This window comes from Curvibacter sp. PAE-UM, from assembly GCF_001432305.1.
Classification (GTDB): domain Bacteria; phylum Pseudomonadota; class Gammaproteobacteria; order Burkholderiales; family Burkholderiaceae_C; genus Hylemonella.
This window is the reverse complement of sequence record NZ_KQ483358.1, coordinates 2,845,151-2,866,513: the sequence shown is the minus strand read 5'-3', so window position 1 is coordinate 2,866,513 and position 21,363 is coordinate 2,845,151. Positions and strand designations below refer to the sequence as shown.

19 protein-coding genes are annotated in these 21,363 nt (G+C 65.1%); 18 read left to right on the top strand and 1 reads right to left on the bottom strand.

The window, feature by feature from the left end:
• Positions 1-4 precede the first annotated feature (4 nt).
• On the bottom strand, positions 5-1,348 hold the full coding sequence (locus AO057_RS13810; RefSeq protein WP_057676495.1) for an amidase: 1,344 nt from the start codon (positions 1,346-1,348) through the stop codon (positions 5-7).
• Between the two features lie 171 nt (positions 1,349-1,519).
• Between AO057_RS13810 and rpsB the strand changes: the two genes are divergently transcribed.
• The 18 genes from rpsB to carB all read left to right on the top strand — a co-directional run bounded on the left by rpsB (position 1,520) and on the right by carB (position 21,264).
• Positions 1,520-2,272, top strand: coding sequence for a 30S ribosomal protein S2 (gene rpsB / locus AO057_RS13805; protein WP_057676494.1), 753 nt, complete (start codon positions 1,520-1,522; stop codon positions 2,270-2,272).
• Between the two features lie 83 nt (positions 2,273-2,355).
• Positions 2,356-3,279, top strand: coding sequence for a translation elongation factor Ts (tsf, locus tag AO057_RS13800; RefSeq protein ID WP_057676493.1), 924 nt, complete (start codon positions 2,356-2,358; stop codon positions 3,277-3,279).
• A 94-nt stretch (positions 3,280-3,373) separates the two neighbouring features.
• Complete coding sequence (gene pyrH, locus AO057_RS13795; protein WP_057676492.1) at positions 3,374-4,096, top strand: UMP kinase; 723 nt, start codon at positions 3,374-3,376, stop codon at positions 4,094-4,096.
• A gap of 32 nt (positions 4,097-4,128) precedes the next feature.
• Positions 4,129-4,689: a ribosome recycling factor gene (frr, locus tag AO057_RS13790; protein ID WP_057676491.1), complete on the top strand. Its 561-nt coding sequence runs from the start codon at positions 4,129-4,131 to the stop codon at positions 4,687-4,689.
• A 21-nt stretch (positions 4,690-4,710) separates the two neighbouring features.
• Positions 4,711-5,442, top strand: a complete 732-nt coding sequence (uppS, locus tag AO057_RS13785; protein WP_057676490.1) for a polyprenyl diphosphate synthase — start codon at positions 4,711-4,713, stop codon at positions 5,440-5,442.
• 9 nt (positions 5,443-5,451) lie between these two features.
• Complete coding sequence (locus AO057_RS13780; RefSeq protein ID WP_057676489.1) at positions 5,452-6,306, top strand: phosphatidate cytidylyltransferase; 855 nt, start codon at positions 5,452-5,454, stop codon at positions 6,304-6,306.
• On the top strand, positions 6,306-7,496 hold the full coding sequence (ispC, locus tag AO057_RS13775) for a 1-deoxy-D-xylulose-5-phosphate reductoisomerase (RefSeq protein ID WP_057676488.1): 1,191 nt from the start codon (positions 6,306-6,308) through the stop codon (positions 7,494-7,496). Before AO057_RS13780 ends, ispC begins: the two co-directional genes overlap by 1 nt.
• A gap of 16 nt (positions 7,497-7,512) precedes the next feature.
• The gene (rseP, locus tag AO057_RS13770; protein WP_057676487.1) at positions 7,513-8,874 is read left to right on the top strand and encodes an RIP metalloprotease RseP; all 1,362 of its coding nucleotides are present in this window, start codon (positions 7,513-7,515) and stop codon (positions 8,872-8,874) included.
• A gap of 46 nt (positions 8,875-8,920) precedes the next feature.
• Entirely contained in the window at positions 8,921-11,212 is a 2,292-nt protein-coding gene (gene bamA, locus AO057_RS13765) for an outer membrane protein assembly factor BamA (protein ID WP_057676486.1), read from the top strand.
• Positions 11,212-11,724 (top strand): OmpH/Skp family outer membrane protein, encoded by a 513-nt coding sequence (locus tag AO057_RS13760; protein WP_057676485.1) that lies wholly within the window; start codon positions 11,212-11,214, stop codon positions 11,722-11,724. Before bamA ends, AO057_RS13760 begins: the two co-directional genes overlap by 1 nt.
• Positions 11,725-11,755: 31 nt before the next feature.
• On the top strand, positions 11,756-12,739 hold the full coding sequence (lpxD, locus tag AO057_RS13755) for a UDP-3-O-(3-hydroxymyristoyl)glucosamine N-acyltransferase (RefSeq protein ID WP_057676484.1): 984 nt from the start codon (positions 11,756-11,758) through the stop codon (positions 12,737-12,739).
• Positions 12,739-13,179: a 3-hydroxyacyl-ACP dehydratase FabZ gene (gene fabZ, locus AO057_RS13750; RefSeq protein ID WP_057677306.1), complete on the top strand. Its 441-nt coding sequence runs from the start codon at positions 12,739-12,741 to the stop codon at positions 13,177-13,179. Before lpxD ends, fabZ begins: the two co-directional genes overlap by 1 nt.
• Before the next feature lie 14 nt (positions 13,180-13,193).
• Complete coding sequence (gene lpxA / locus AO057_RS13745; protein ID WP_057676483.1) at positions 13,194-13,988, top strand: acyl-ACP--UDP-N-acetylglucosamine O-acyltransferase; 795 nt, start codon at positions 13,194-13,196, stop codon at positions 13,986-13,988.
• Between the two features lie 186 nt (positions 13,989-14,174).
• Positions 14,175-15,293, top strand: a complete 1,119-nt coding sequence (gene lpxB / locus AO057_RS13740; RefSeq protein ID WP_057676482.1) for a lipid-A-disaccharide synthase — start codon at positions 14,175-14,177, stop codon at positions 15,291-15,293.
• Positions 15,265-15,882, top strand: a complete 618-nt coding sequence (gene rnhB, locus AO057_RS13735) for a ribonuclease HII (RefSeq protein ID WP_057676481.1) — start codon at positions 15,265-15,267, stop codon at positions 15,880-15,882. The genes lpxB and rnhB overlap by 29 nt, the downstream gene beginning before the upstream one ends.
• The gene (locus AO057_RS13730) at positions 15,879-16,658 is read left to right on the top strand and encodes a TrmH family RNA methyltransferase (RefSeq protein ID WP_057676480.1); all 780 of its coding nucleotides are present in this window, start codon (positions 15,879-15,881) and stop codon (positions 16,656-16,658) included. Before rnhB ends, AO057_RS13730 begins: the two co-directional genes overlap by 4 nt.
• 198 nt (positions 16,659-16,856) lie before the next feature.
• Positions 16,857-18,020 carry a glutamine-hydrolyzing carbamoyl-phosphate synthase small subunit gene (gene carA, locus AO057_RS13725; protein WP_205630030.1) on the top strand — a complete coding sequence of 388 codons (1,164 nt, stop codon included), beginning with the start codon at positions 16,857-16,859 and terminating at the stop codon, positions 18,018-18,020.
• Position 18,021: 1 nt separating this feature from the next.
• Positions 18,022-21,264 (top strand): carbamoyl-phosphate synthase large subunit, encoded by a 3,243-nt coding sequence (carB, locus tag AO057_RS13720; RefSeq protein ID WP_057676478.1) that lies wholly within the window; start codon positions 18,022-18,024, stop codon positions 21,262-21,264.
• Positions 21,265-21,363 lie beyond the last annotated feature (99 nt).

The following is a 21,363-nucleotide window of genomic DNA, read 5'->3' as shown; positions in this document are numbered from 1 at the left end:
GGGATTATGGTTGTTGCTGGCGCAGCAGATTTTCAATCTGCTGCGCAATGTTCAGGACCACATCATCGCGCATCGCGCCCTGCCAGACCATCAGGCCCACCGGCAACTCGTCCGGCGTGTGACAGGGCAGGGAGATGGCGCAGCCATCAAGCATGTTCACCACGCTGGGGTTGCGCAGCAGCAGGCCGTTGATGCGGAAGAAGGTTTCGTCGTGTTCGCTCCCGGGCAGCACACCGGCCAGCGGGGGCGCCACGATGGGCACGGTTGGCGAGAGCACCGCGTCGAAACCGGCCAGGGCCAGCTCGACGCGCGCGATCCAGCCGCGCCGTGCCTGCAACAGGTCGATATAGTCGGCCGCGCTGATGGTCGCACCGCGCTGGATGCGCGACAGAACGCGTGGGTCGTACTGGGCGGCATGGTCAGCCAGCAGGTGGCGGTGCCAGGCGTAACTTTCGGCGGCGGCAAAACCGCCGCTGGCCTGCAGGCCAGCCAGTTCGCCCAGCGCAGGCAGGGGGAGCTCCTCGATGCGGGCGCCGGCATCGCGCAGGATCCGCAGCGTGCGTTCGAAGCCGCGCGCCACGGTGGCGTCGATGCCGTCGAACATGACTTGCGGCACGACAGCCAGCCTGTAGGCCGACAGCGGCGCCGCGCTGCGCGTGACGCGGCGCGCGGCCAGGATCTCGTGCACGGTGATGGCATCACGCACCGAGCGGGTGATGGCGCAGGCCGTATCCAGCGTGGAGGACAGGGGCACCGTGCCGTCCAGCGGTACCAGGCGCTGGGTGCTCTTGAAGCCGACCAGGCCCTGCAGGGCGGCGGGAATGCGGATGGAGCCACCGGTGTCCGAGCCGAGGCCGACGAAAGCCGCGCCGGTGGCGACGGAAACAGCTGCGCCGCTGGACGAGCCGCCCGGCACACGCGGCACGTCGGTGGCCACCGCATTGGCCGGGGTGCCATGGTGCGGGTTGACGCCGACCCCCGAATAGGCGAACTCGCTCATGTTGCTGCGACCGATCAGGGCGGCACCGGCAGCGCGCAGCCGGGCCACGGCCACGGCGTCCTGGCGGGCCGGCGCTGCGTCTGTCAGCACCACGGAGCCGGCGCGGCTGACCTGGCCGGCCACGTCGAACAGGTCCTTGACCGAGACGGCCAGACCGGCCAGGGGCTGGCGGGTCGGGTCGGCCGCCGCGGCCTGGGCGCGGGCGCCGTCGAAGTCGGTCTGGAGGAAGGCGTGCGCACAGGCCGATGAGGCGGCACAGGCGATGGCTTGACCGATCTCGGCCGCGGGGCTGGCCAGGCCGGCCAGCAGGCGCTGGCGGGTGGTGTGGAGGTCGGGGACGGGTGTCATCGGACGGGGTGCCTGTGCTATACTCGTTGGGCTTTGCTGGAAAGGCCTGCGCATCTCGCGCAAGCAGCCGCAGAGCAAATCGCAAACCGGTCCATCCAGGTGTTGCAAGCGACGCTAGACGTTGATTGCAAAGAGGACCGGATTTTAGACCCAACCTTCGGAGTTATTCACATGTCCGTGACCATGCGTCAAATGCTGGAAGCCGGTGTCCATTTTGGCCACCAGACCCGCTTCTGGAACCCCAAGATGGCCCCCTTCATCTTCGGCCATCGCAACAAGATTCACATCATCAACCTGGAAAAATCGCTGCCGATGTTCCAGGACGCAGCCAAGTTTGCCAAGCAACTGGCTGCCAAGCGCGGCACCATCCTGATGGTCGGCACCAAGCGCACCGCCCGCGAAACCGTGGCTGCCGAAGCCCAGCGCGCTGGCGTGCCCTACGTTGACCAGCGCTGGCTGGGCGGCATGCTGACCAACTTCAAGACCGTCAAGACCTCGATCAAGCGTCTGAAGGATATGAAGGCCCAGCAGGAAACCGGCCTGGACGCGATGAGCAAGAAAGAGCAGCTGATGTTCGCCCGCGAACTGGAAAAGCTGGAAAAAGACATCGGCGGCATCCAGGACATGAACACCCTGCCGGACGCCATCTTTGTGATCGACGTTGGTTACCACAAGATTGCCATTGCCGAAGCCAAGAAGCTGGGCATCCCGCTGATCGGCGTGGTCGACTCCAACCACTCGCCCGAAGGCATCGACTACGTGATTCCGGGCAACGACGACTCGTCCAAGGCCGTGACCCTGTACGCCCGCGGCATCGCCGACGCCATTCTGGAAGGCCGTGCCAACGCCGTGGATGACGTGGTCAAGGCCGTTGCGTCCGAGAGCGGTGACGAGTTCGTGGAAGTGAACGAAGCTTCCGCCTGATCCACGCCCGACCCGAAGAAAGGGGCGCTGTGCCCCTTTTTTTTAGTCCCAATCTGATTTTGAATTGATGACGGAGTAAGAAGATGGCTGCAATTACCGCAAGCATGGTTGCCGAACTGCGCGGCAAGACCGACGCCCCGATGATGGAATGCAAGAAGGCCCTGACCGAAGCCGAGGGCGACATGGCCAAGGCCGAAGAGCTGCTGCGCGTCAAGCTCGGCACCAAGGCCGGCAAGGCCGCCTCACGCGTGACCGCCGAAGGCGTGGTGACCAGCTCCATCAGCGGCAGCACTGGCGCCCTGATCGAAGTGAACTGCGAGACTGACTTCGTGACCAAGAACGACAGCTTCCTGGCCCTGGCCAAGGCGGCTGCCGAGCTGATCGCCAAGCACAACCCGGCCGATGTGGCCGCCCTGGGCGCGCTGCCCTACAGCCAGGACGGCTTCGGCCCCACCCTGGAAGACGTGCGCAAGGGCCTGATCGGCAAGATCGGCGAGAACATGAGCTTCCGCCGTTTCAAGCGTTTTGCCTCCGGCGCCAAGCTGGCTGCCTACCTGCACGGCACGCGCATCGGCGTGGTCGTGGAGTTCGACGGTGACGAGACTGCCGCCAAGGACGTTGCCATGCACGTGGCCGCCATGAAGCCCGTGGCGCTGACCAGCGCCGACGTGCCGGCCGAACTGATCGAAAAAGAACGTGCCGTTGCCGCAGGCAAGGCCGAAGAAGACCGCAAGACCGCTGAAGCCGCTGGCAAGCCCGTGCAGCCCGCCGACATCGTGGCCAAGCGCATCGAGGGCGGTGTGCAGAAGTTCCTGAAGGAAGTGTCGCTGTTCAACCAGCCCTTCGTGAAGAACGACAAGCAGACAGTCGAGCAGATGCTCAAGGCCGCCGGCACCACCATCAAGGGTTTCACCCTGTACGTGGTGGGCGAGGGCATCGAGAAGAAGGTCGACGACTTCGCCGCCGAAGTGGCTGCCCAGGTGGCTGCCGCCAAGCAGGCGGGCTGACAGTCCACTGGCCGAGCGACGGTTCGGCCAGGCGAAATCCTGTAAATTCCGTCTGTCCGGATCGCATATCACCATCACCTGCAAGGAGCCCCTCATGTCCGACCCCAAGCCAGCCTACAAGCGTATTCTGCTTAAGCTGTCCGGGGAGGCCCTGATGGGCGACGATGCCTTCGGCATCAACCACGCGACCATCCAGCGCATGGTGCAGGAGGTGGCCGAGATCACGCGCCTGGGGGTGGAAGTCGCCGTTGTCATCGGCGGCGGCAACATCTTCCGCGGCGTGGCTGGCGGCTCGGTCGGCATGGACCGCGCCACGGCGGACTACATGGGCATGCTGGCCACCGTGATGAATGCGCTGGCGCTGGCCGACACCATGAACAAGGCTGGGCTGACGGCCCGCGTGATGTCGGCGATTGCCATCGAGCAGGTGGTCGAGCCCTATGTGCGTCCCAAGGCCCTGCAGTACCTCGAAGAGGGCAAGGTCGTGGTCTTCGCGGCCGGCACGGGCAACCCCTTCTTCACCACCGATACCGCGGCCGCGTTGCGCGGGGCCGAGATTGGCGCCGAGATGGTGCTCAAGGCCACCAAGGTGGACGGCGTCTACAGCGCCGACCCGAACAAGGACAAGACCGCCACCCGTTACAGCAAGATATCCTTCGACGAGGCGATCTCGAAGAATCTCGGCATCATGGACGCCACGGCCTTCGCGCTGTGCCGCGACCAGAAGCTGCCGATCAAGGTGTTTTCCATTTTCAAGCACGGCGCGCTCAAGCGCGTCGTGATGGGTGAAGACGAGGGCACGCTGGTCTACGCCTGAGCGCAGCCGCTGATGCCGCAGAGGAGCAAAGCATGACGATTGCAGACATCAAGAAAACCATGGAAACCAAGATGGACCAGTCCATCGAGGCCCTGAAAAACCATCTGTCCAAAATCCGTACCGGCCGCGCGAATCCGTCGCTGCTCGATTCCCTGCAGGTCGAGTACTACGGCTCCATGGTGCCGCTGAGCCAGGTGGCCAACGTCAACCTGCTCGATGCCCGCACCATCAGCGTGCAGCCGTGGGAAAAGGGCATGGGTGCCAAGATCGAGAAGGCCATCCGCGAGAGCGACCTGGGCCTGAACCCGGCCTCCATGGGAGACCTGATACGCGTGCCCATGCCGCCGATGAGCGAGGAGCGCCGCAAGGAGATGACCAAGCTGGTGCGCACCGAGGGCGAGAACGCCAAGATCGCCGTGCGCAACCTGCGACGTGATGCCAATGAGGCCGTCAAGAAGCTGGTCAAGGACAAGGTTGCTTCCGAGGACGACCAGAAGCGTTCCGAGGCCGACATCCAGAAGCTGACCGACAAGCATGTCGCGACCATCGACCAATTGGTCGCAGGCAAGGAACAGGAAGTGATGGCGGTCTGACATCGCCCTCATGACGTACCGATGACACCGTCCGGCGGCTTGCCGCAACACATCGCCATCGTCATGGATGGCAATGGCCGCTGGGCCACCAAGCGCTTCCTGCCGCGTCTGGCAGGCCACCGCCAGGGCATGGAGAGCCTGCGCCGTTGCATCCGGGCCTGCCTGGAGCGTCAGGTGGGGGTGCTGACCGTCTTCGCCTTTTCCTCCGAAAACTGGAACCGCCCGGCCGACGAGGTCTCGGGTCTCATGGAACTGCTGGTCACGGCCCTGGCCAAGGAAGTTCCGCAACTGCTCAAGGATGGCGTGCGCCTGCATTTTGTCGGCGATCGCGCCGGCCTGTCCGACAAGGTGTGCACCGGCCTGGACCAGGCCGAGCTTGCGACGGCAGCCAACAGCAAGCTCATTCTGAACGTGTGCTTCAACTATGGCGGACGCTGGGATATCGCCCAGGCGGCAGCCCGGCTGGCGGCACAGGGACAGCCCATCACCGAGATGGCGCTGCACCAGGCCATGGCCATGGCCCATGTCCCTGACCCGGATCTCATCATCCGTACCGGGGGTGAGTTGCGCCTGAGCAACTTCCTGCTCTGGCAGGCGGCTTATGCCGAACTGTTCTTCAGTGACAAGCTCTGGCCCGACTTCGATGAGGCCGAGCTGGACCGTGCCATCAGCGAATTCAACCGGCGCGAACGCCGCTATGGCCAGACCTCCGACCAGGTCGTTTCACCGGGCCCGGGCCAGAAGGCGGCCTGAGGATCAACCATGCTCAAGCAGCGCATCATCACCGCCATCGTCCTGCTGCTGATCCTGCTGCCGGCGCTCTTTCACCACGACACGCTGTACTGGCGCCTGGTCACCCTGGTCCTGATCGCGGCGGGTGCGTGGGAGTGGGGGCGCCTCAACCGCCTGGGCCAGTTTGGCTCCTGGATCGGTGCCTTCGTCTGCCTGGTGGCCTGTGTCATGGCCTGGGATCTGGGTTTGCTGGCCGCTCCCCAGCCGCTGCTGTGGACGCTGGCTGGTGGCATCTGGGTGCTGGTCGGGGCCGCCCTGATCAAGACCGGCGTGAGCCGCTGGGGGCAACTGCCACGGGCCTTGCGTCTGGGCGGGGGCTGGTTGGTGCTGTGGCTGGCCTGGCTGGCCGTGGTGCAGGCGCGCGAAGTCGGAGTGGCCTTTTTGCTCTCCATCCTGGTGCTGGTCTGGATGGCGGACGTTGCCGCCTACTTTGCCGGCAAGGCCTGGGGTGGGCGGTTTAGTGCGGTCAAGCTGGCGCCGGCCATCAGTCCGGGCAAGAGTTGGGAAGGGGTCTGGGGCGGCATGGTGGGCGTGGTGCTGCTGGCGCTGGTCTGGCTGGCCCTGGAGCGGGCCGGCGTGCTGGCATCACCCAGCCTCTACAGCCATCTGCAGTCGCGCGGCGGCTGGCTGCTGCTGCTGCTGGCCGTGCTGTTCCTCGCTGCCATGAGCGTGGTGGGCGATCTGGTGGAATCGCTGGTCAAGCGCAGCGCCGGTGCCAAGGACAGCAGCCGTCTGCTGCCCGGCCATGGGGGTGTGCTCGACCGCGTCGATGCCCTGCTGCCCACGCTGCCTCTGGCGATGATGTTTTATTCGGTACTGAATTGATGAAGCAACGCGTCGCGATCCTCGGCTCCACCGGTTCCATCGGCACGAGCACACTGGACGTGCTGGCGCGCCATCCGCAGCGCTTCGAGGTCCATGCGCTGACGGCAGCCACGCAGGTGGACCTGATGCTGCAGCAATGCCTGCAGTTCCAGCCCCGATTCGCCGTCATGGCCAGTGCCGCCCACGCCACGCAACTGGCCGAGCGCCTGCGCCAGGCCGGCGCGAAGACACAGGTGCTGGGCGGTGAGGTGGCCCTCAACGAGGTGGCAGCGCACGAGGAGGTCGATGTCGTGATGGCCGCCATCGTCGGTGCCGCTGGCCTGGCGCCCTGCCTGGCCGCGGCGCGCGCGGGCAAGCGCCTGCTGCTGGCCAACAAGGAGGCACTGGTGGTCGGCGGCGAGTTCTTCATGCAGGCGGTGCGCACGGGCGGCGCCACGCTGCTGCCGATCGACAGCGAGCATTCGGCCATTTTCCAGTCCTTGCCTGAAGACCCGGCCACCTGGTCGCAGCGGGTCGATCGGATCATCCTCACGGCCTCCGGCGGGCCCTTTCGCACGCGCGATCCGCAGACCCTGCGCGAGGTCACGCCGGAGCAGGCCTGCGCCCACCCGAACTGGGTGATGGGGCGCAAGATCTCGGTCGATTCGGCCACCATGATGAACAAGGCGCTGGAGGTGATCGAGGCGCGTTACCTGTTCGGCTTGGGGCCGGATCGGCTGGAGGTGGTGATCCACCCGCAGAGCGTGATCCACTCCATGGTGCAATACAACGATCATTCGGTGGTGGCGCAACTGGGCACACCCGACATGCGGGTGCCCATCGCCTACGGCCTGTCCTGGCCCGAGCGCATGGCCTCGGGCGCCGCCGCGCTGGATTTTCACAAGCTGGCGGCCATGACCTTCGAGCCCATGGACGCCCCCGGGCACGCCCAGCGTTTCCCGGGGATACGACTGGCCTGGGATGCCTTGCGTGGCCCGGCGGGCACCACGGCGGTGCTCAATGCGGCCAACGAAGTGGCGGTGGCGGCCTTCCTGGAGCGGCGCATCCGCTTCGACCAGATCCATGCGGTCAACCTGGGCACGCTGGACGCCGTTGTGCCGGCAGCCCCTGGTTCGCTGGACGATCTGCTGGCGCTGGACGCGCAGTCGCGCGCGGCCGCGCAGCATTGCATGCGTGGGCTGACGGCCTGAACCTCAAAGGACAGACATGCTGACCGTTGTTGCTTTCATCGTGGCCCTGGGGCTGCTGATCGCCATCCATGAATACGGGCACTACCGCATGGCCGTGGCCTGCGGCGTCAAGGTGCTGCGCTTCTCGGTCGGTTTTGGCCACACCCTGCTGCGCTGGCAGCCCAGGGGCTCCGATACCGAATTCGTGCTGGGGGCTTTCCCGCTGGGCGGCTACGTCCGCATGCTCGACGAACGGGAAGCGCCGGTGGCTGCGCACGAACGTCACCTGGCCTTCAATACCCAGCCGCTGCGTTCGCGCGCTCTGATCGTCGCGGCCGGTCCGCTGGCCAATCTGTTGCTGGCCGTGTTGCTCTATGCGGTGGTCAACTGGAGTGGCGTACAGATGGCCAGCCCGGTGCTGGGCGCTCCGGTGACCGCTTCGGTGGCTGAACGCGCCGGACTGCGCGGGGGCGAGCGTGTCGAGCGCGCGGGTTTCGAGGGGGGCGAACTCAAGCCCATGGCCTCGTTCGAGGATGTGCGCTGGCTGTTGACGCGCGGGGCCCTGGAGGGGCGCGATGTGCGCCTGGCCCTGATCGATGCGCGTGGGCACGCCATGACCGAATTGGTGCTGCCGCTGGCCAGCATGTCGGTGAGCGATGCCGATGCCCAGCTGTTCGAGCGGATCGGCATCGTTGCGCCGCTGAGCCGGCCGGAAATCGGTGATATCACGCCGGGCAGCGCTGCCGAGCGCGCCGGGCTGCGTCCGGGCGATCTGGTGCTGAACCTGGGCGGGATGGTCGTGATGGACGGCCGCCAGTTGCGCGAGATGATCCGTGCCTCGGTGCGGGAAGGCCAACCCCTGACGAAGAGCTGGCGTATCGATCGCCAGGGCGCCATCATCACCCTCGACGTGACCCCCGAGGTCCAGCAGCAGGGTGGGGTGGCGATCGGCCGTATCGGGGCCTATGTGGGGGTGGCCCCCGAGATGATCACGGTCCAGTACGGCGTGTTCGAGGGCCTGTGGCAGGGCGTCGAGAAGACATGGGACGTTTCGCTGCTGACGTTGCGCACCCTGGGCCGCATGCTGGTGGGCGAGGCGTCGCTGAAGAATCTCAGTGGTCCGCTGACCATTGCCGACTACGCCGGCCGCTCCGCCAGCCTGGGGCTGACGTCCTACCTGGTCTTTCTGGCCCTGATCAGCGTCAGCCTGGGCGTGCTCAACCTGCTGCCCTTGCCGGTACTCGATGGCGGACACCTGATGTATTATCTTTGGGAGGGTGTCACAGGCAAGCCCGTGTCGGAAGCCTGGCTGGAGCTCCTGCAGAGGGCCGGCGTTGCCGTGCTGGCGCTCATGATGTCTATCGCGCTGTTCAATGACCTGACCCGTCTCCTGGGCTGAACCACCGGACCCGACGGTGTGCCCCAGCCAAATTTCAAGTTGACCGATGCAATTCAAACGATATAGCCTGCGCGCCGCCTCCCTGGTGGCAGCCCTGTTGCTGGCCGCGCACATGGCCTGGGCCGCCGAACCGTTCAAGATCCGCGACATCCAGGTCGAGGGCTTGCAGCGCGTCGAGCCGGGGACGGTCTTCGCCTCCATGCCGCTGCGCGTGGGGGATACCTACAACGACGAGAAAGGCACGGCCTCGATCCGTGCGCTGTTCGCCCTGGGCCTGTTCACCGACGTGCGTCTGGAGATCAACGGGGACGTACTGGTGGTGGTGGTCGAGGAGCGGCCCAGCGTGGCTGGCGTCGAGTTCATCGGAACCCGCGAGTTCGACAAGGACATGCTGACCAAGGCCATGCGGGATATTGGCCTGGCCGAAGGTCGTCCCTTCGACAAGGCCCTGCTGGATCGCGCCGAGCAGGAGCTCAAGCGCCAGTACATCAACAAGAGCCTTTATGCGGCCGAGGTGGTGAGCACCGTGACGCCGGTCGAGCGCAACCGCGTGAGCCTGGCCTTCACCGTCATCGAAGGCGAACCAGCCAAGATCAGCGAGATTCGCATCGTCGGCAACAAGGCGTTTTCCGAATCCACCCTGCGCAACCTGTTCGACCTGGATACCGGTAACTGGATGAGCTGGTACACCAAGTCCGACCGTTACTCACGTGCCAAGCTCAATGCCGACATCGAGACGATGCGTTCCTACTATCTGGCGCGCGGTTATCTGGAATTCCGGATTGACTCGACCCAGGTGGCCATCGCCCCCAACAAGCAGGATATTTCCATCACCCACAATGTGACCGAGGGTGAGCGCTTCGTCGTGGCCGGGGTGCGCCTGGCCGGCAACTACCTGGGGCGCGAGGACGAGTTCAAGGCCCTGGTGTCGATTCGTCCCGGCGAGGCCTACAACGCCGACCGGGTGGCCGAGACCACCAAAGCCTTTACCGATTATTTCGGCCGCTTCGGCTACGCCTTTGCCCGCGTCCAGTCCGTACCCGAGATCGACCGCAGCACCAGCCGGGTGACACTGGTGCTGCAAGCCGAGCCTTCGCGCCGTGCCTATGTGCGGCGCATCAACGTGGCGGGCAACAACCGCACGCGTGACGAGGTGATCCGCCGCGAATTTCGTCAGTACGAATCGTCCTGGTACGACAGTGACAGGATCCGCCTGTCGCGCAATCGGGTGGACCGACTGGGCTACTTCAGCGAGGTCACGATGGAGACCACGGAAGTGCCGGGCACGCCCGACCAGGTGGACCTGACCATGAAGGTCGTCGAGCGGCCCACCGGCAGTCTGACCCTGGGCGCCGGCTTTTCCAGCAGCGAGGGACTGGGGCTGACGTTTGGCATCAGCCAGCAGAATGCTTTCGGGTCGGGCCACTCGCTCGGTCTGCAGGTCAATACCAGCAAGATCAATCGCTTGATTGTGGTCAACACGACCGACCCGTATTTCACGCAGGACGGGGTGTCGCGCACCATTGATCTGTACCAGCGGGTCTCGCGCCCCTACTACTACGAAGATTCCTACGCGCTGGAGACCGTGGGCACCAGCCTGCGCTTTGGCATCCCTTTCACCGAGCGCGATACCGTCTATGTCGGGGCAGGTGTCGAGCGCACCACGATCGTGCCGGGCACCTACCTGCCGGTGGCTTACCAAAATTACGCCGACCAGTTCGGTTACGCCAGCACCGCCGTGCCGCTGACCCTGGGGTGGGGGCGGGACAACCGCGACAGTGCCCTGGTGCCGACCAGTGGCAACCTCCAGCGCGCCACCGCCGAGTGGAGCACCTTCGGTGAGGTGCGTTATGTCCGCGGCACGTACAACTACCAGCACTTTGTTCCGCTGACCAAGCAGTACACCTTTGCCTTCAATACGGATCTGGCCCTGGGCCAGGGCATCGACGGCCGACCCTATCCGCTGTTCAAGAACTTCTATGGTGGCGGCCTGGGCTCGGTGCGTGGTTTCGAGGCAGGCAGTCTGGGGCCGCGCGACTCGGCCACCGGCCTGACCTACGGCGGGCCGAAAAAGATCAATTTCAACGTCGAACTGCAGGCGCCGTTCCCCGGCGCCGGCAACGACCGGACCCTGCGCGTCTATACCTTTGTCGACGCCGGCAACGTCTATGGGCCGGACGATCCGATCGATGCGGCCAACTTCCGGGTGGGCGGTGGCGTCGGTATCAGCTGGATCTCGCCCATGGGGCCTTTGCGTCTGGCCTTTGCCCGTCCCATCCGGCAATTCGAAGGCGATAGAATCCAGTATCTGCAATTCCAGATTGGGACCACATTCTGATGAAGTACTTCATACGTCCTGCCTATCTGCTGCTGGGTCTGAGTCTGCTGGCCGTGCCGGCGCTGGCCCAGGAGTTCCGGCTGGGTTTCGTCAGCCTGGACCGCATCATCAAGGAAGCGGTGCCGGCCAAGAATGCCCAAGCCAAGCTGGAGCAGGAATTCTCCAAGCGTGAGAAGGAGTTGCAGACCCAGGGCGCCAGCATCAAGGGCATGGCCGAGCAGCTTGAGCGCGAGGCGCCCACGCTGTCCGAAAGCCAGCGCGTGACCCGCCAGAAGCAGCTGGTCGAACTGGACCGTGACTTCCAGCGCAAGCGCCGCGAGTTCCAGGAGGATCTCAATGCCCGTCGCAATGAGGAATTGCAGCAGGTGTTCGAGCGTGCCAACCGCGTCGTCAAGCAGGTGGCCGACGCAGAGAAATACGACCTGATCCTCCAGGAGGCGGTCTACGTCAACCCCAGGCACGACATCACCGACAAGGTGATCAAGGCCCTGAACGCCACCGTGACCAAGTAAGGTTGCACGGACATTTGCGGGCAGATCGCGTGTGGTTTTGCGTCTAGGCAACATCGTCGAGCAGCTCGGGGGCGAACTGTTTGGCGACCCTGCGCTGGAAATCCAGGCCCTGGCACCTCTCGACCTGGCCGAGCCCCAGCACCTCAGCTTCCTCAGCAATCCCAAATACCGTCAGCAACTGGCCGCATCGCGCGCCGGCTGCGTGATCGTTGGGCCGCAGATGCAGGCCGAGGCTGTCGCCCGCGGCGCCTGCATCGTTGCTGACAATCCCTATCTCTATTTCGCGCGGGTGACCCAGCTCTGGCGGCGGGCGCGGCAGTCGCCAGCCGGGCCGCGCATCCATCCGAGTGCGATCGTCGACCCCGGGGCCCATGTTGACCCGCAGGCCGAGATCGGGCCGCTGTGCGTGGTCGAGCGCGGCGCGCGCATCGGGGCGAACACCGTGCTCAAGTCTCGCGTGACCGTCAGCGAAGACTGCGTGATCGGCGAGCGCTGCATCCTGCACCCGGGCGTGGTGATCGGCGCCGACGGCTTCGGCTTTGCCAAGGATGGCGAGCGCTGGGAGAAGATCGAGCAGCTGGGCGCGGTGCGCATTGGCAACGATGTCGAGATCGGAGCCAACACCTGCATCGACCGCGGTGCCCTGAGCGATACCGTGATCGAGGATGGTGTCAAGCTCGACAACCTGATCCAGATCGGCCACAACGTGCGCGTGGGCCGCAACACCGCCATGGCCGGCTGCGTGGGCGTGGCCGGCAGTGCCACCATCGGCGCCAACTGCACCATCGGCGGCAGCGCCGGCGTGCTGGGCCACCTGACCATCGCCGATGGGGTGAATGTGTCCTCGTTCTCGCTGGTCACGCGTTCGCTCAACAAGCCCGGTCATTACACCGGCTTCTATCCGCTGGAGGACAATGCGTCCTGGGAAAAGAACGCCGCCACCCTCAAGCAGCTGTCAACGCTGCGCGAACGCGTGCGTGCGCTGGAAAAAGAACTCAAGGAAACAAAAAAATGATGATGGACATCCACCAGATTCTCAAGAAACTCCCGCACCGCTACCCCTTCCTGCTGGTAGATCGCGTGCTGGAAGTTGAAACAGGCAAGCGCATCAAGGCGCTGAAGAACGTCACGATCAATGAGCACTTCTTCAACGGTCACTTCCCGCACCGTCCCGTCATGCCGGGTGTGCTGATGCTCGAAGCGCTGGCCCAGGCCGCTGCCCTGCTGTCCTTCGAGACGGTCGGTGAAACGCCGGATGACAAGACGGTCTACTACTTCGCTGGCATCGACGGCGCGCGCTTCAAGCGCCCCGTGGAGCCGGGCGACCAACTCATCCTCGAGGTGGCGCTGGACCGCATGAAAGCCGGCATCTTCAAGTTCAAGGCCCGAGCCATGGTGGGCGAGGAGCTGGCGGTGGAAGCCGAGCTCATGTGCACCATGCGCAAGATTGCCTGAGCGGGGAGGGGAACGTGAGCCTTATCCATCCGACGGCCATTGTCGATCCCAAGGCCGAGCTGGACAGCACGGTCACGGTCGGTCCCTACACCGTCATTGGCCCGAATGTGAAAGTAGCCGCGGGCACGCGCATCGCCTCGCACTGCGTGATCGAGGGGCACACCACCATCGGGCGCGACAACCGTTTTTTCCAGTTCGTCTCGCTGGGTTCGGACAACCAGGACAAGAAGTACAAGGGTGAGCCCTGCGAACTCATCATCGGCGACCGCAACACCGTCCGCGAATACAGCACTTACCACATCGGTACGGTGCAGGGCGGCGGTCTGACCCGCATGGGCAACGACAACTGGATGATGGCCTACACCCACCTCGCGCACGACTGCCTGGTGGGCAACAACTGTACCTTCGCCAATAACGCCCAGCTGGCGGGTCACGTGGTCGTGGGCGACTGGGTCATCCTGGGCGGCTTCACCACGGTGCACCAGTTCGTTCGCATCGGCGCACACAGCATGAGCGCCCTGTGCTCGTCGCTGCTCGGTGACATGCCTCCCTTCGTCATGTGCCAGGGCCAGCCGGCTCAGGCGCGCTCGATGAATTTCGAGGGGCTTCGCCGTCGTGGTTTCACGCCCGAGCGCATCAGCGCCATCAAGGCCATGCACAAGGCCCTGTACCGTGATGGCCTGACGCTGGAGCAGGCACAGGCGCAGATCGTTGCGCTGACCGAGCGATATCCCGAGGCGGCGCCGGATGTGGCGATGATGGCGGACTTCCTGTCCCAGACTACGCCGCAACGCGGCATCATCCGCTAAGCGATCATGAGCGCACCCCAAAGCACCGCTGGGCCGCCCCAAGGTGCGAAGGCCCCCGTGGGGCTGACGGCCGCGGCTCCTAGCCTGCCTGCGCAGGCAGGGACGGACGGAAGAGGCGCTGCGTCTCGCAGCGACACGTCCAGCGCAGCACACGAAGTGGCAAGCGTGGGGGCTCCTGGAGTCGCCATGGTTGCCGGGGAGACTTCCGGCGACTTGCTGGCCGGTCTGCTGCTCGATGGCCTGAAGGCCCGCTGGCCGGAGGTCCGTACTTTGGGCATCGGCGGGCCGCAGATGGCCCGGCGCGGCTTCGAGGCCTGGTGGCCCAGCGACAAGCTGGCTGTGAGCGGGTATGTCGAGGTGCTGCGCCATTACCGTGAGTTGGTGGGTATCCGCGACCAGCTCCGCCAGCGACTGCTGCAGGACCGGCCCGATGTCTTCATCGGCGTCGATGCCCCTGACTTCAATCTGGATCTCGAACGCGACCTGCGCGCGGCCGGCATCCGCACCGTGCACTTCGTCTGTCCCTCCATCTGGGCCTGGCGTCCCGAGCGCGTGCACAAGATCAAGGCCAGCGTGGACCACGTCCTGTGCATCTTCCCTTTTGAAGTGGAGTTTCTGGCCCGGAACGGCATCGCCGCGACCTATGTCGGTCATCCGCTGGCCAATGTGATTCCCCTGCAACCTGACCGCGCCGCCGCACGCGCGACGTTGGGTGTGTCGACTGATGCGCGGCTTGTCGCCATCCTGCCAGGCAGCCGAGCGGGCGAGATCAAGCAGTTGGCTGAACGTTTCTTCCGTGCGGCGGCCCTGATGCTCCAGTCCCGCCCGCAGCTGCAATTCATCGTGCCGGCCATTCCCGCCCTGCGCGCGCGCATCGAGCAAGCCGCCCGCGCCGCGGGCATGGAAGGGCGCCTGCGCATCCTCGACGGTCAGTCCCACACCGTGCTGGCGGCCTGTGACGTGACCCTGATCGCCAGCGGCACGGCCACCCTGGAGGCCGCCCTGTTCAAGCGGCCCATGGTGATCTCCTATGCCGTGAACTGGCTGACCTACCAGATCATGAAGCGCAAGCAGCTGCAGCCTTGGGTCGGCCTGCCTAACGTCCTGTGCCGCGATTTCGTCGTGCCCGAGCTCTTGCAGCATGACGCCACGCCTGAGAAGCTGGCTGCTGCCACGCTGCAGTGGCTGGACGCGCCCGAACGTGTCGCGGCGCTGGAGCAGACCTTCACGGCACTGCATGCCGAATTGCAGCGCGACACACCTAAACTGGCTGCCGATGCGATCGCGCAAGTTCTTGCAGGCTGAACAGGCCACGCTGATGTGGGACACCCCGGGTTTGATCGCCGGGGTGGATGAGGCCGGCCGCGGCCCGCTGGCCGGCCCGGTGGTGGCGGCCGCCGTCATCCTGGATGAGCTGAACCCCATCGCCGGCCTGGCCGATTCCAAGAAGCTCACGGCCGCGCGTCGCGAGAAGCTGTACGACGAGATCCGCGCCAAGGCCCTGTGCTGCTCGATCGCCGAAGCCAGCGTGGAAGAGATCGACACGCTGAATATCCTGCAGGCCACGCTGCTGGCCATGCGCCGTGCCGTCGAGGGCCTGCGCCTCAAGCCCGCCAAGGTGCTGGTGGACGGCAACCGCCTGCCGGTGCTGGACGTGCTGGCCGAGGCGATCGTGAAGGGCGACGCCACGGTGCCGGCGATTTCCGCCGCATCCATCCTGGCCAAGGTGCACCGCGATCGCTGGTGCGCAGAATACGACCGCGAGTTCCCGCAGTACGGCTTTGCTGCGCACAAGGGCTACGGTACGGCCGAGCACCTGGCGGCCTTGCGCGCGCACGGCGCCTGCCCACAGCACCGCAAGACTTTTGCGCCGGTGACGGAGGTGTTGAGGTGAGCCAAGAGCCGGTCTCCATCAGTTCGCGCGACAACCCCTTGCTCAAGGAGTTGCGCCGCCTGGCGCAGGACAGCACGGCCTATCGCAAGGCAGGGCGTTTCTGGATCGAGGGAGATCATCTCTGCCGCGCTGCCTTGCAGCGTGGGCGCCAGCCAGCCATCGCCGTGTTCGCCGAATCGGCCTGGCCGGTTTGGGCGGCTGAGTTCGGTGCGTCTGCGGCCAAGACCCTCCTGGTGCCCGATGCGCTGTTCGACGGCCTCAGCGGCCTGGAATCGCCGGCGCGTCTGGGTTTTGTGTTTGACCTGCCGGTTGACGTGGCTTTGCAGTCCGGCTTGGCCTCGGTCATCCTCGACCGCGTGCAGGACGCCGGCAACGTGGGATCCATCCTGCGCAGTGCGGCGGCCTTCGGTTTCCAGCAGGTGATTGCCCTCAAGGGCACCGCGGCCTTGTGGAGTCCCAAGGTGCTACGCGCCGGCATGGGCGCGCATTTCGCACTGCGTCTGGTCGAGAGTGTGGAGCCAGTGGTGCTCGATGAGCTGGCCGTGCCCATCATCGTCACCAGCTCGCACCAGGGTGAACTGATCCACCGGCAGACCTTGCCCTGGCCCTGCGCCTGGGCTTTGGGCCACGAAGGGCAGGGCGTGGGCGCCGAGCTGATGGCCCGCGCCGCATTCTCCGTGCGCATCGCCCAGCCCGGCGGTGAGGAGTCGCTCAACGTGGCCGCCGCTGCGGCCATCTGCCTGCACGCCAGCGCCGTGGCGGTCGCTGCGACCTGAATCGTTTCTTGCTGCGGTTTCAAGGCGGCCCGTGCAAGGCGAAGGCTGCGAGGGGACATCGGCCCTAAGCTATAATCTTGAACTGTTCAGAAATCCAGCCGCCCCAGCGCATTTCAGGCCGAACATCCCTCTCAAAAGCAGCAGCCAGGACCCGTTCCTGTAAGTGCGTGGGCGCGCCCGTAACCAACGGAGTACCCAGTGCTTTTGTCTCTCCAGGGAACCACCCCTCACGCCATTCTGGCGCTCGCAGACGGCACGGTCTTTATCGGCAATTCCATCGGTGCCACCGGCACCACGGTCGGCGAGGTGGTGTTCAACACCGCCATGACCGGCTACCAGGAAATCCTCACTGATCCGAGTTACTGCCGGCAGATCGTGACCCTCACGTATCCGCACATCGGCAACTACGGCATCAACCCCGAGGACATCGAAGCCGAGAAGATCCATGCCGCCGGCCTCATCATCAAGGACCTGCCCCTGCTGGCGTCCAACTTCCGCAGCACCGAGACGCTCTCTCAGTACCTGGTGCGCGAGAAGACCGTGGCCATTGCCAACCTCGACACCCGCAAGCTGACCCGCCACCTGCGCAGCAAGGGCGCGCAGAACGGCGCCATCGTCGCGCTGGCCGCTGGCCAGCCGGTGACCCAGGCGCTGATCGACCAGGCGATTGCCGCTGCCAAGGGCGCACCCAATATGGCCGGCCTCGATCTGGCCAAGGTGGTCACGACCGCCAAGGGTTACGACTGGACCCAGACCGAATGGCAACTGGGTTCGGGTTACGGCACACTGGACAAGCCCAAGTTCCATGTCGTGGCCTATGACTTCGGCGTCAAGAAGAACATCCTGCGCATGCTGGCCTCCCGCGGCGTCAAGGTCACCGTGGTGCCGGCACAGACGCCCGCGGCCGAGGTGCTCAAGCACAAGCCGGACGGCATCTTCCTCTCCAACGGTCCCGGTGATCCGGAGCCCTGCGACTACGCCATCAAAGCTGCACGCGAGCTGATCGAGACCGGTATCCCGACCTTCGGCATCTGCCTGGGTCACCAGATCATGGCGCTGGCCTCGGGCGCCAAGACCTTCAAGATGAAGTTTGGCCACCACGGCGCCAACCACCCGGTGAAAGACCTGGACAGTGGCCGTGTGTCCATCACCAGTCAGAACCACGGTTTCGCCGTGGACGAGAAATCGCTGCCCGCCAACCTGCGTGCCACCCACGTGAGCCTGTTCGACGGCACACTGCAGGGCCTGGCCCGCACCGACAAGCCGGCCTTCTGCTTCCAGGGCCACCCGGAAGCTTCGCCCGGCCCGCACGACATTGCCTACCTGTTTGATCGCTTCACGGCACTGATGGAGAAGAAATAACATGCCCAAGCGCACAGACATCAAGAGCATCCTGATCATCGGCGCCGGTCCGATCATCATCGGCCAGGCCTGCGAGTTCGACTACTCCGGCGTGCAGGCCTGCAAGGCCCTGCGCGAAGAGGGTTACAAGGTCATCCTGATCAACAGCAACCCCGCCACGATCATGACCGACCCGGCCACGGCCGACGTCACCTACATCGAGCCCATCACCTGGCAGACGGTCGAGAAGATCATCGCCAAGGAAAAGCCCGACGCCATCCTGCCGACCATGGGTGGCCAGACCGCGTTGAACTGCGCGCTGGACCTGTGGCACCACGGCGTGCTCGAAAAATACAAGGTCGAACTCATCGGCGCCACGCCCGAGGCCATCGACAAGGCCGAAGACCGCCAGAAGTTCAAGCAGGCCATGACCAAGATCGGCCTGGGTTCGGCGCGCTCGGGCATCGCCCACAGCATGGAAGAAGCCTGGGCCGTGCAGAAGACCGTGGGTTTCCCCACTGTCATCCGCCCCAGCTTCACGCTGGGCGGCACCGGCGGCGGCATCGCCTACAACCCGGAAGAGTTCGAGGTGATCTGCAAGCGTGGCCTGGAGGCCTCGCCGACCAAGGAGCTGCTCATTGAAGAGTCGCTGCTGGGCTGGAAAGAGTACGAGATGGAGGTCGTGCGCGACAAGGCCGACAACTGCATCATCGTCTGCTCGATCGAGAACCTGGACCCCATGGGCGTGCACACCGGTGACTCCATCACCGTGGCGCCTGCCCAGACCCTGACCGACAAGGAATACCAGATCATGCGCAACGCCTCGCTGGCGGTGCTGCGTGAAATCGGTGTGGACACGGGCGGCTCGAACGTGCAGTTCTCGATCAACCCCAAAGACGGGCGCATGATCGTGATCGAGATGAACCCGCGCGTGAGCCGTTCCTCGGCGCTGGCGTCCAAGGCCACGGGTTTCCCGATCGCCAAGGTCGCGGCCAAGCTGGCCGTGGGTTACACCCTGGACGAGCTGCGCAACGACATCACGGGCGGCGCCACGCCGGCCAGCTTCGAGCCCAGCATCGACTACGTGGTCACCAAGATTCCGCGTTTCGCCTTCGAGAAATTCCCCACGGCCGACAGCCGCCTGACCACCCAGATGAAGTCGGTGGGCGAGGTCATGGCCATGGGCCGTACCTTCCAGGAGTCTTTCCAGAAGGCCCTGCGCGGCCTGGAAGTCGGTGTCGACGGCATGAACGAAAAGACCCAGGACCGCGAGGTGCTCGAGAAGGAGCTGGGCGAACCCGGCCCCGAGCGCATCTGGTACGTGGGCGACGCCTTTGCCATGGGCCTGTCGGTGGACGAGGTCTACGACCTGACCAAGATCGACAAGTGGTTCCTGGTGCAGATCGAAGAGATCGTGAAAATCGAACTCGATCTGGACAAGCTGGCCGCCGAGAAGGGTGAGAAGGCACTGGCCGCGCTGGACGCCGTCACGCTGCGCGCCTTGAAGAAAAAAGGTTTCTCGGACCGTCGCCTGGCCAAACTGCTCAAGACCAGCGAGAAGGCCGTGCGCGATACACGCCGCGCCCTCAAGGTGCGGCCGGTCTACAAACGCGTGGACACCTGTGCTGCCGAGTTTGCGACCAACACCGCCTACATGTACTCCACCTACGAGGACGAGTGCGAGGCCGAGCCGACGAGCAAGAAGAAGATCATGGTGCTTGGCGGCGGCCCCAACCGCATCGGCCAGGGCATCGAGTTCGATTACTGCTGTGTGCATGCGGCTCTCGCCATGCGCGAAGACGGCTACGAGACCATCATGGTCAACTGCAATCCCGAAACCGTGTCCACCGACTACGATACCTCGGACCGCCTCTACTTCGAGCCGCTGACGCTGGAAGACGTGCTGGAGATCGTGGACAAGGAAAAGCCCACCGGTGTGATCGTGCAGTACGGCGGCCAGACCCCGCTCAAGCTGGCCCTGGGCCTGGAAGCCGAAGGCGTGCCGATCATCGGTACCAGCCCGGACATGATCGACGCGGCCGAAGACCGCGAGCGCTTCTCTGCGCTGCTGCGCACGCTGAACCTGAAACAGCCGCCCAACGCCACCGCGCGCACGGAAGCCGAGGCGCTGGAAAAGGCCGCGACCCTGGGCTACCCGCTGGTGGTGCGCCCCAGCTACGTGCTGGGCGGCCGCGCCATGGAGATCGTCCATGAGCAACGCGACCTGGAGCGCTATATGCGCGAGGCCGTCAAGGTCAGCAACGACAGCCCCGTGCTGCTGGACCGTTTCCTCAACGACGCCATCGAGTGCGACGTGGATTGCCTGCGTGATCCCGAGGGCAAGACCTTCATCGGCGGCGTGATGGAGCACATCGAGCAGGCCGGCGTGCACAGTGGCGACTCCGCCTGCTCGCTGCCGCCGTACTCACTGTCCCAGGCCACCGTGGACGAGATCAAGCGCCAGACCGCGGCCATGGCCGGCGCGCTCAACGTGGTCGGCCTGATGAACGTGCAGTTCGCCATCCAGAAACAGGACGGCCAGGACGTGATCTTCGTGCTGGAAGTGAACCCGCGCGCCTCGCGCACTGTGCCTTTCGTCTCCAAGGCCACCGGCATCCAGCTGGCCAAGGTGGCGGCCCGCTGCATGGCCGGCCAGACCCTGGCCTCGCAGGGCATCACCAAGGAAGTGACCCCGCCCTACTTCAGCGTGAAGGAGGCCGTGTTCCCCTTTGTCAAGTTCCCTGGCGTGGACACCATCCTCGGCCCCGAGATGAAGTCCACCGGTGAGGTCATGGGCGTGGGCAAGACCTTTGGTGAGGCCTTCGTCAAGTCGCAGCTCGGTGCCGGTACCCGCCTGCCCACCTCCGGACGGGTTTTCCTGTCGGTCAAGCAGAGCGACAAGCCGCGCGCCGTGGCCGTGGCCCGGGGCCTGATCGCCCTGGGTTTCACCATCGTGGCCACCAAGGGCACGGCGGCGGCCATCGAGGCCGCCGGCCTGGCCTGCGAGGTCGTCAACAAGGTGACCGAGGGCCGCCCCAACATCGTGGACATGATCAAGAACGAGGAAATCGCCCTGGTCATCAATACGGTGGAAGAGCGTCGCAACGCCATTGCCGATTCGCGCTACATCCGAACCTCGGCCCTGCTGGCCCGGGTGACCACCTTCACCACCATCGCCGGCGCGGAAGCGGCCGTCGAGGGCATGAAGTACATGGACAATCTGGACGTGTACTCGGTCCAGGAACTGCACGCCCAACTGGCATAAATCAAGGGATGCTCTGCGTGGGTTTTAGCGGCGCGCGGCGTTGTTTTGCGGGATGAGCCGCAAGGCGCAAAACCCAAGGCAAGCCTGGACGGCTTGCCT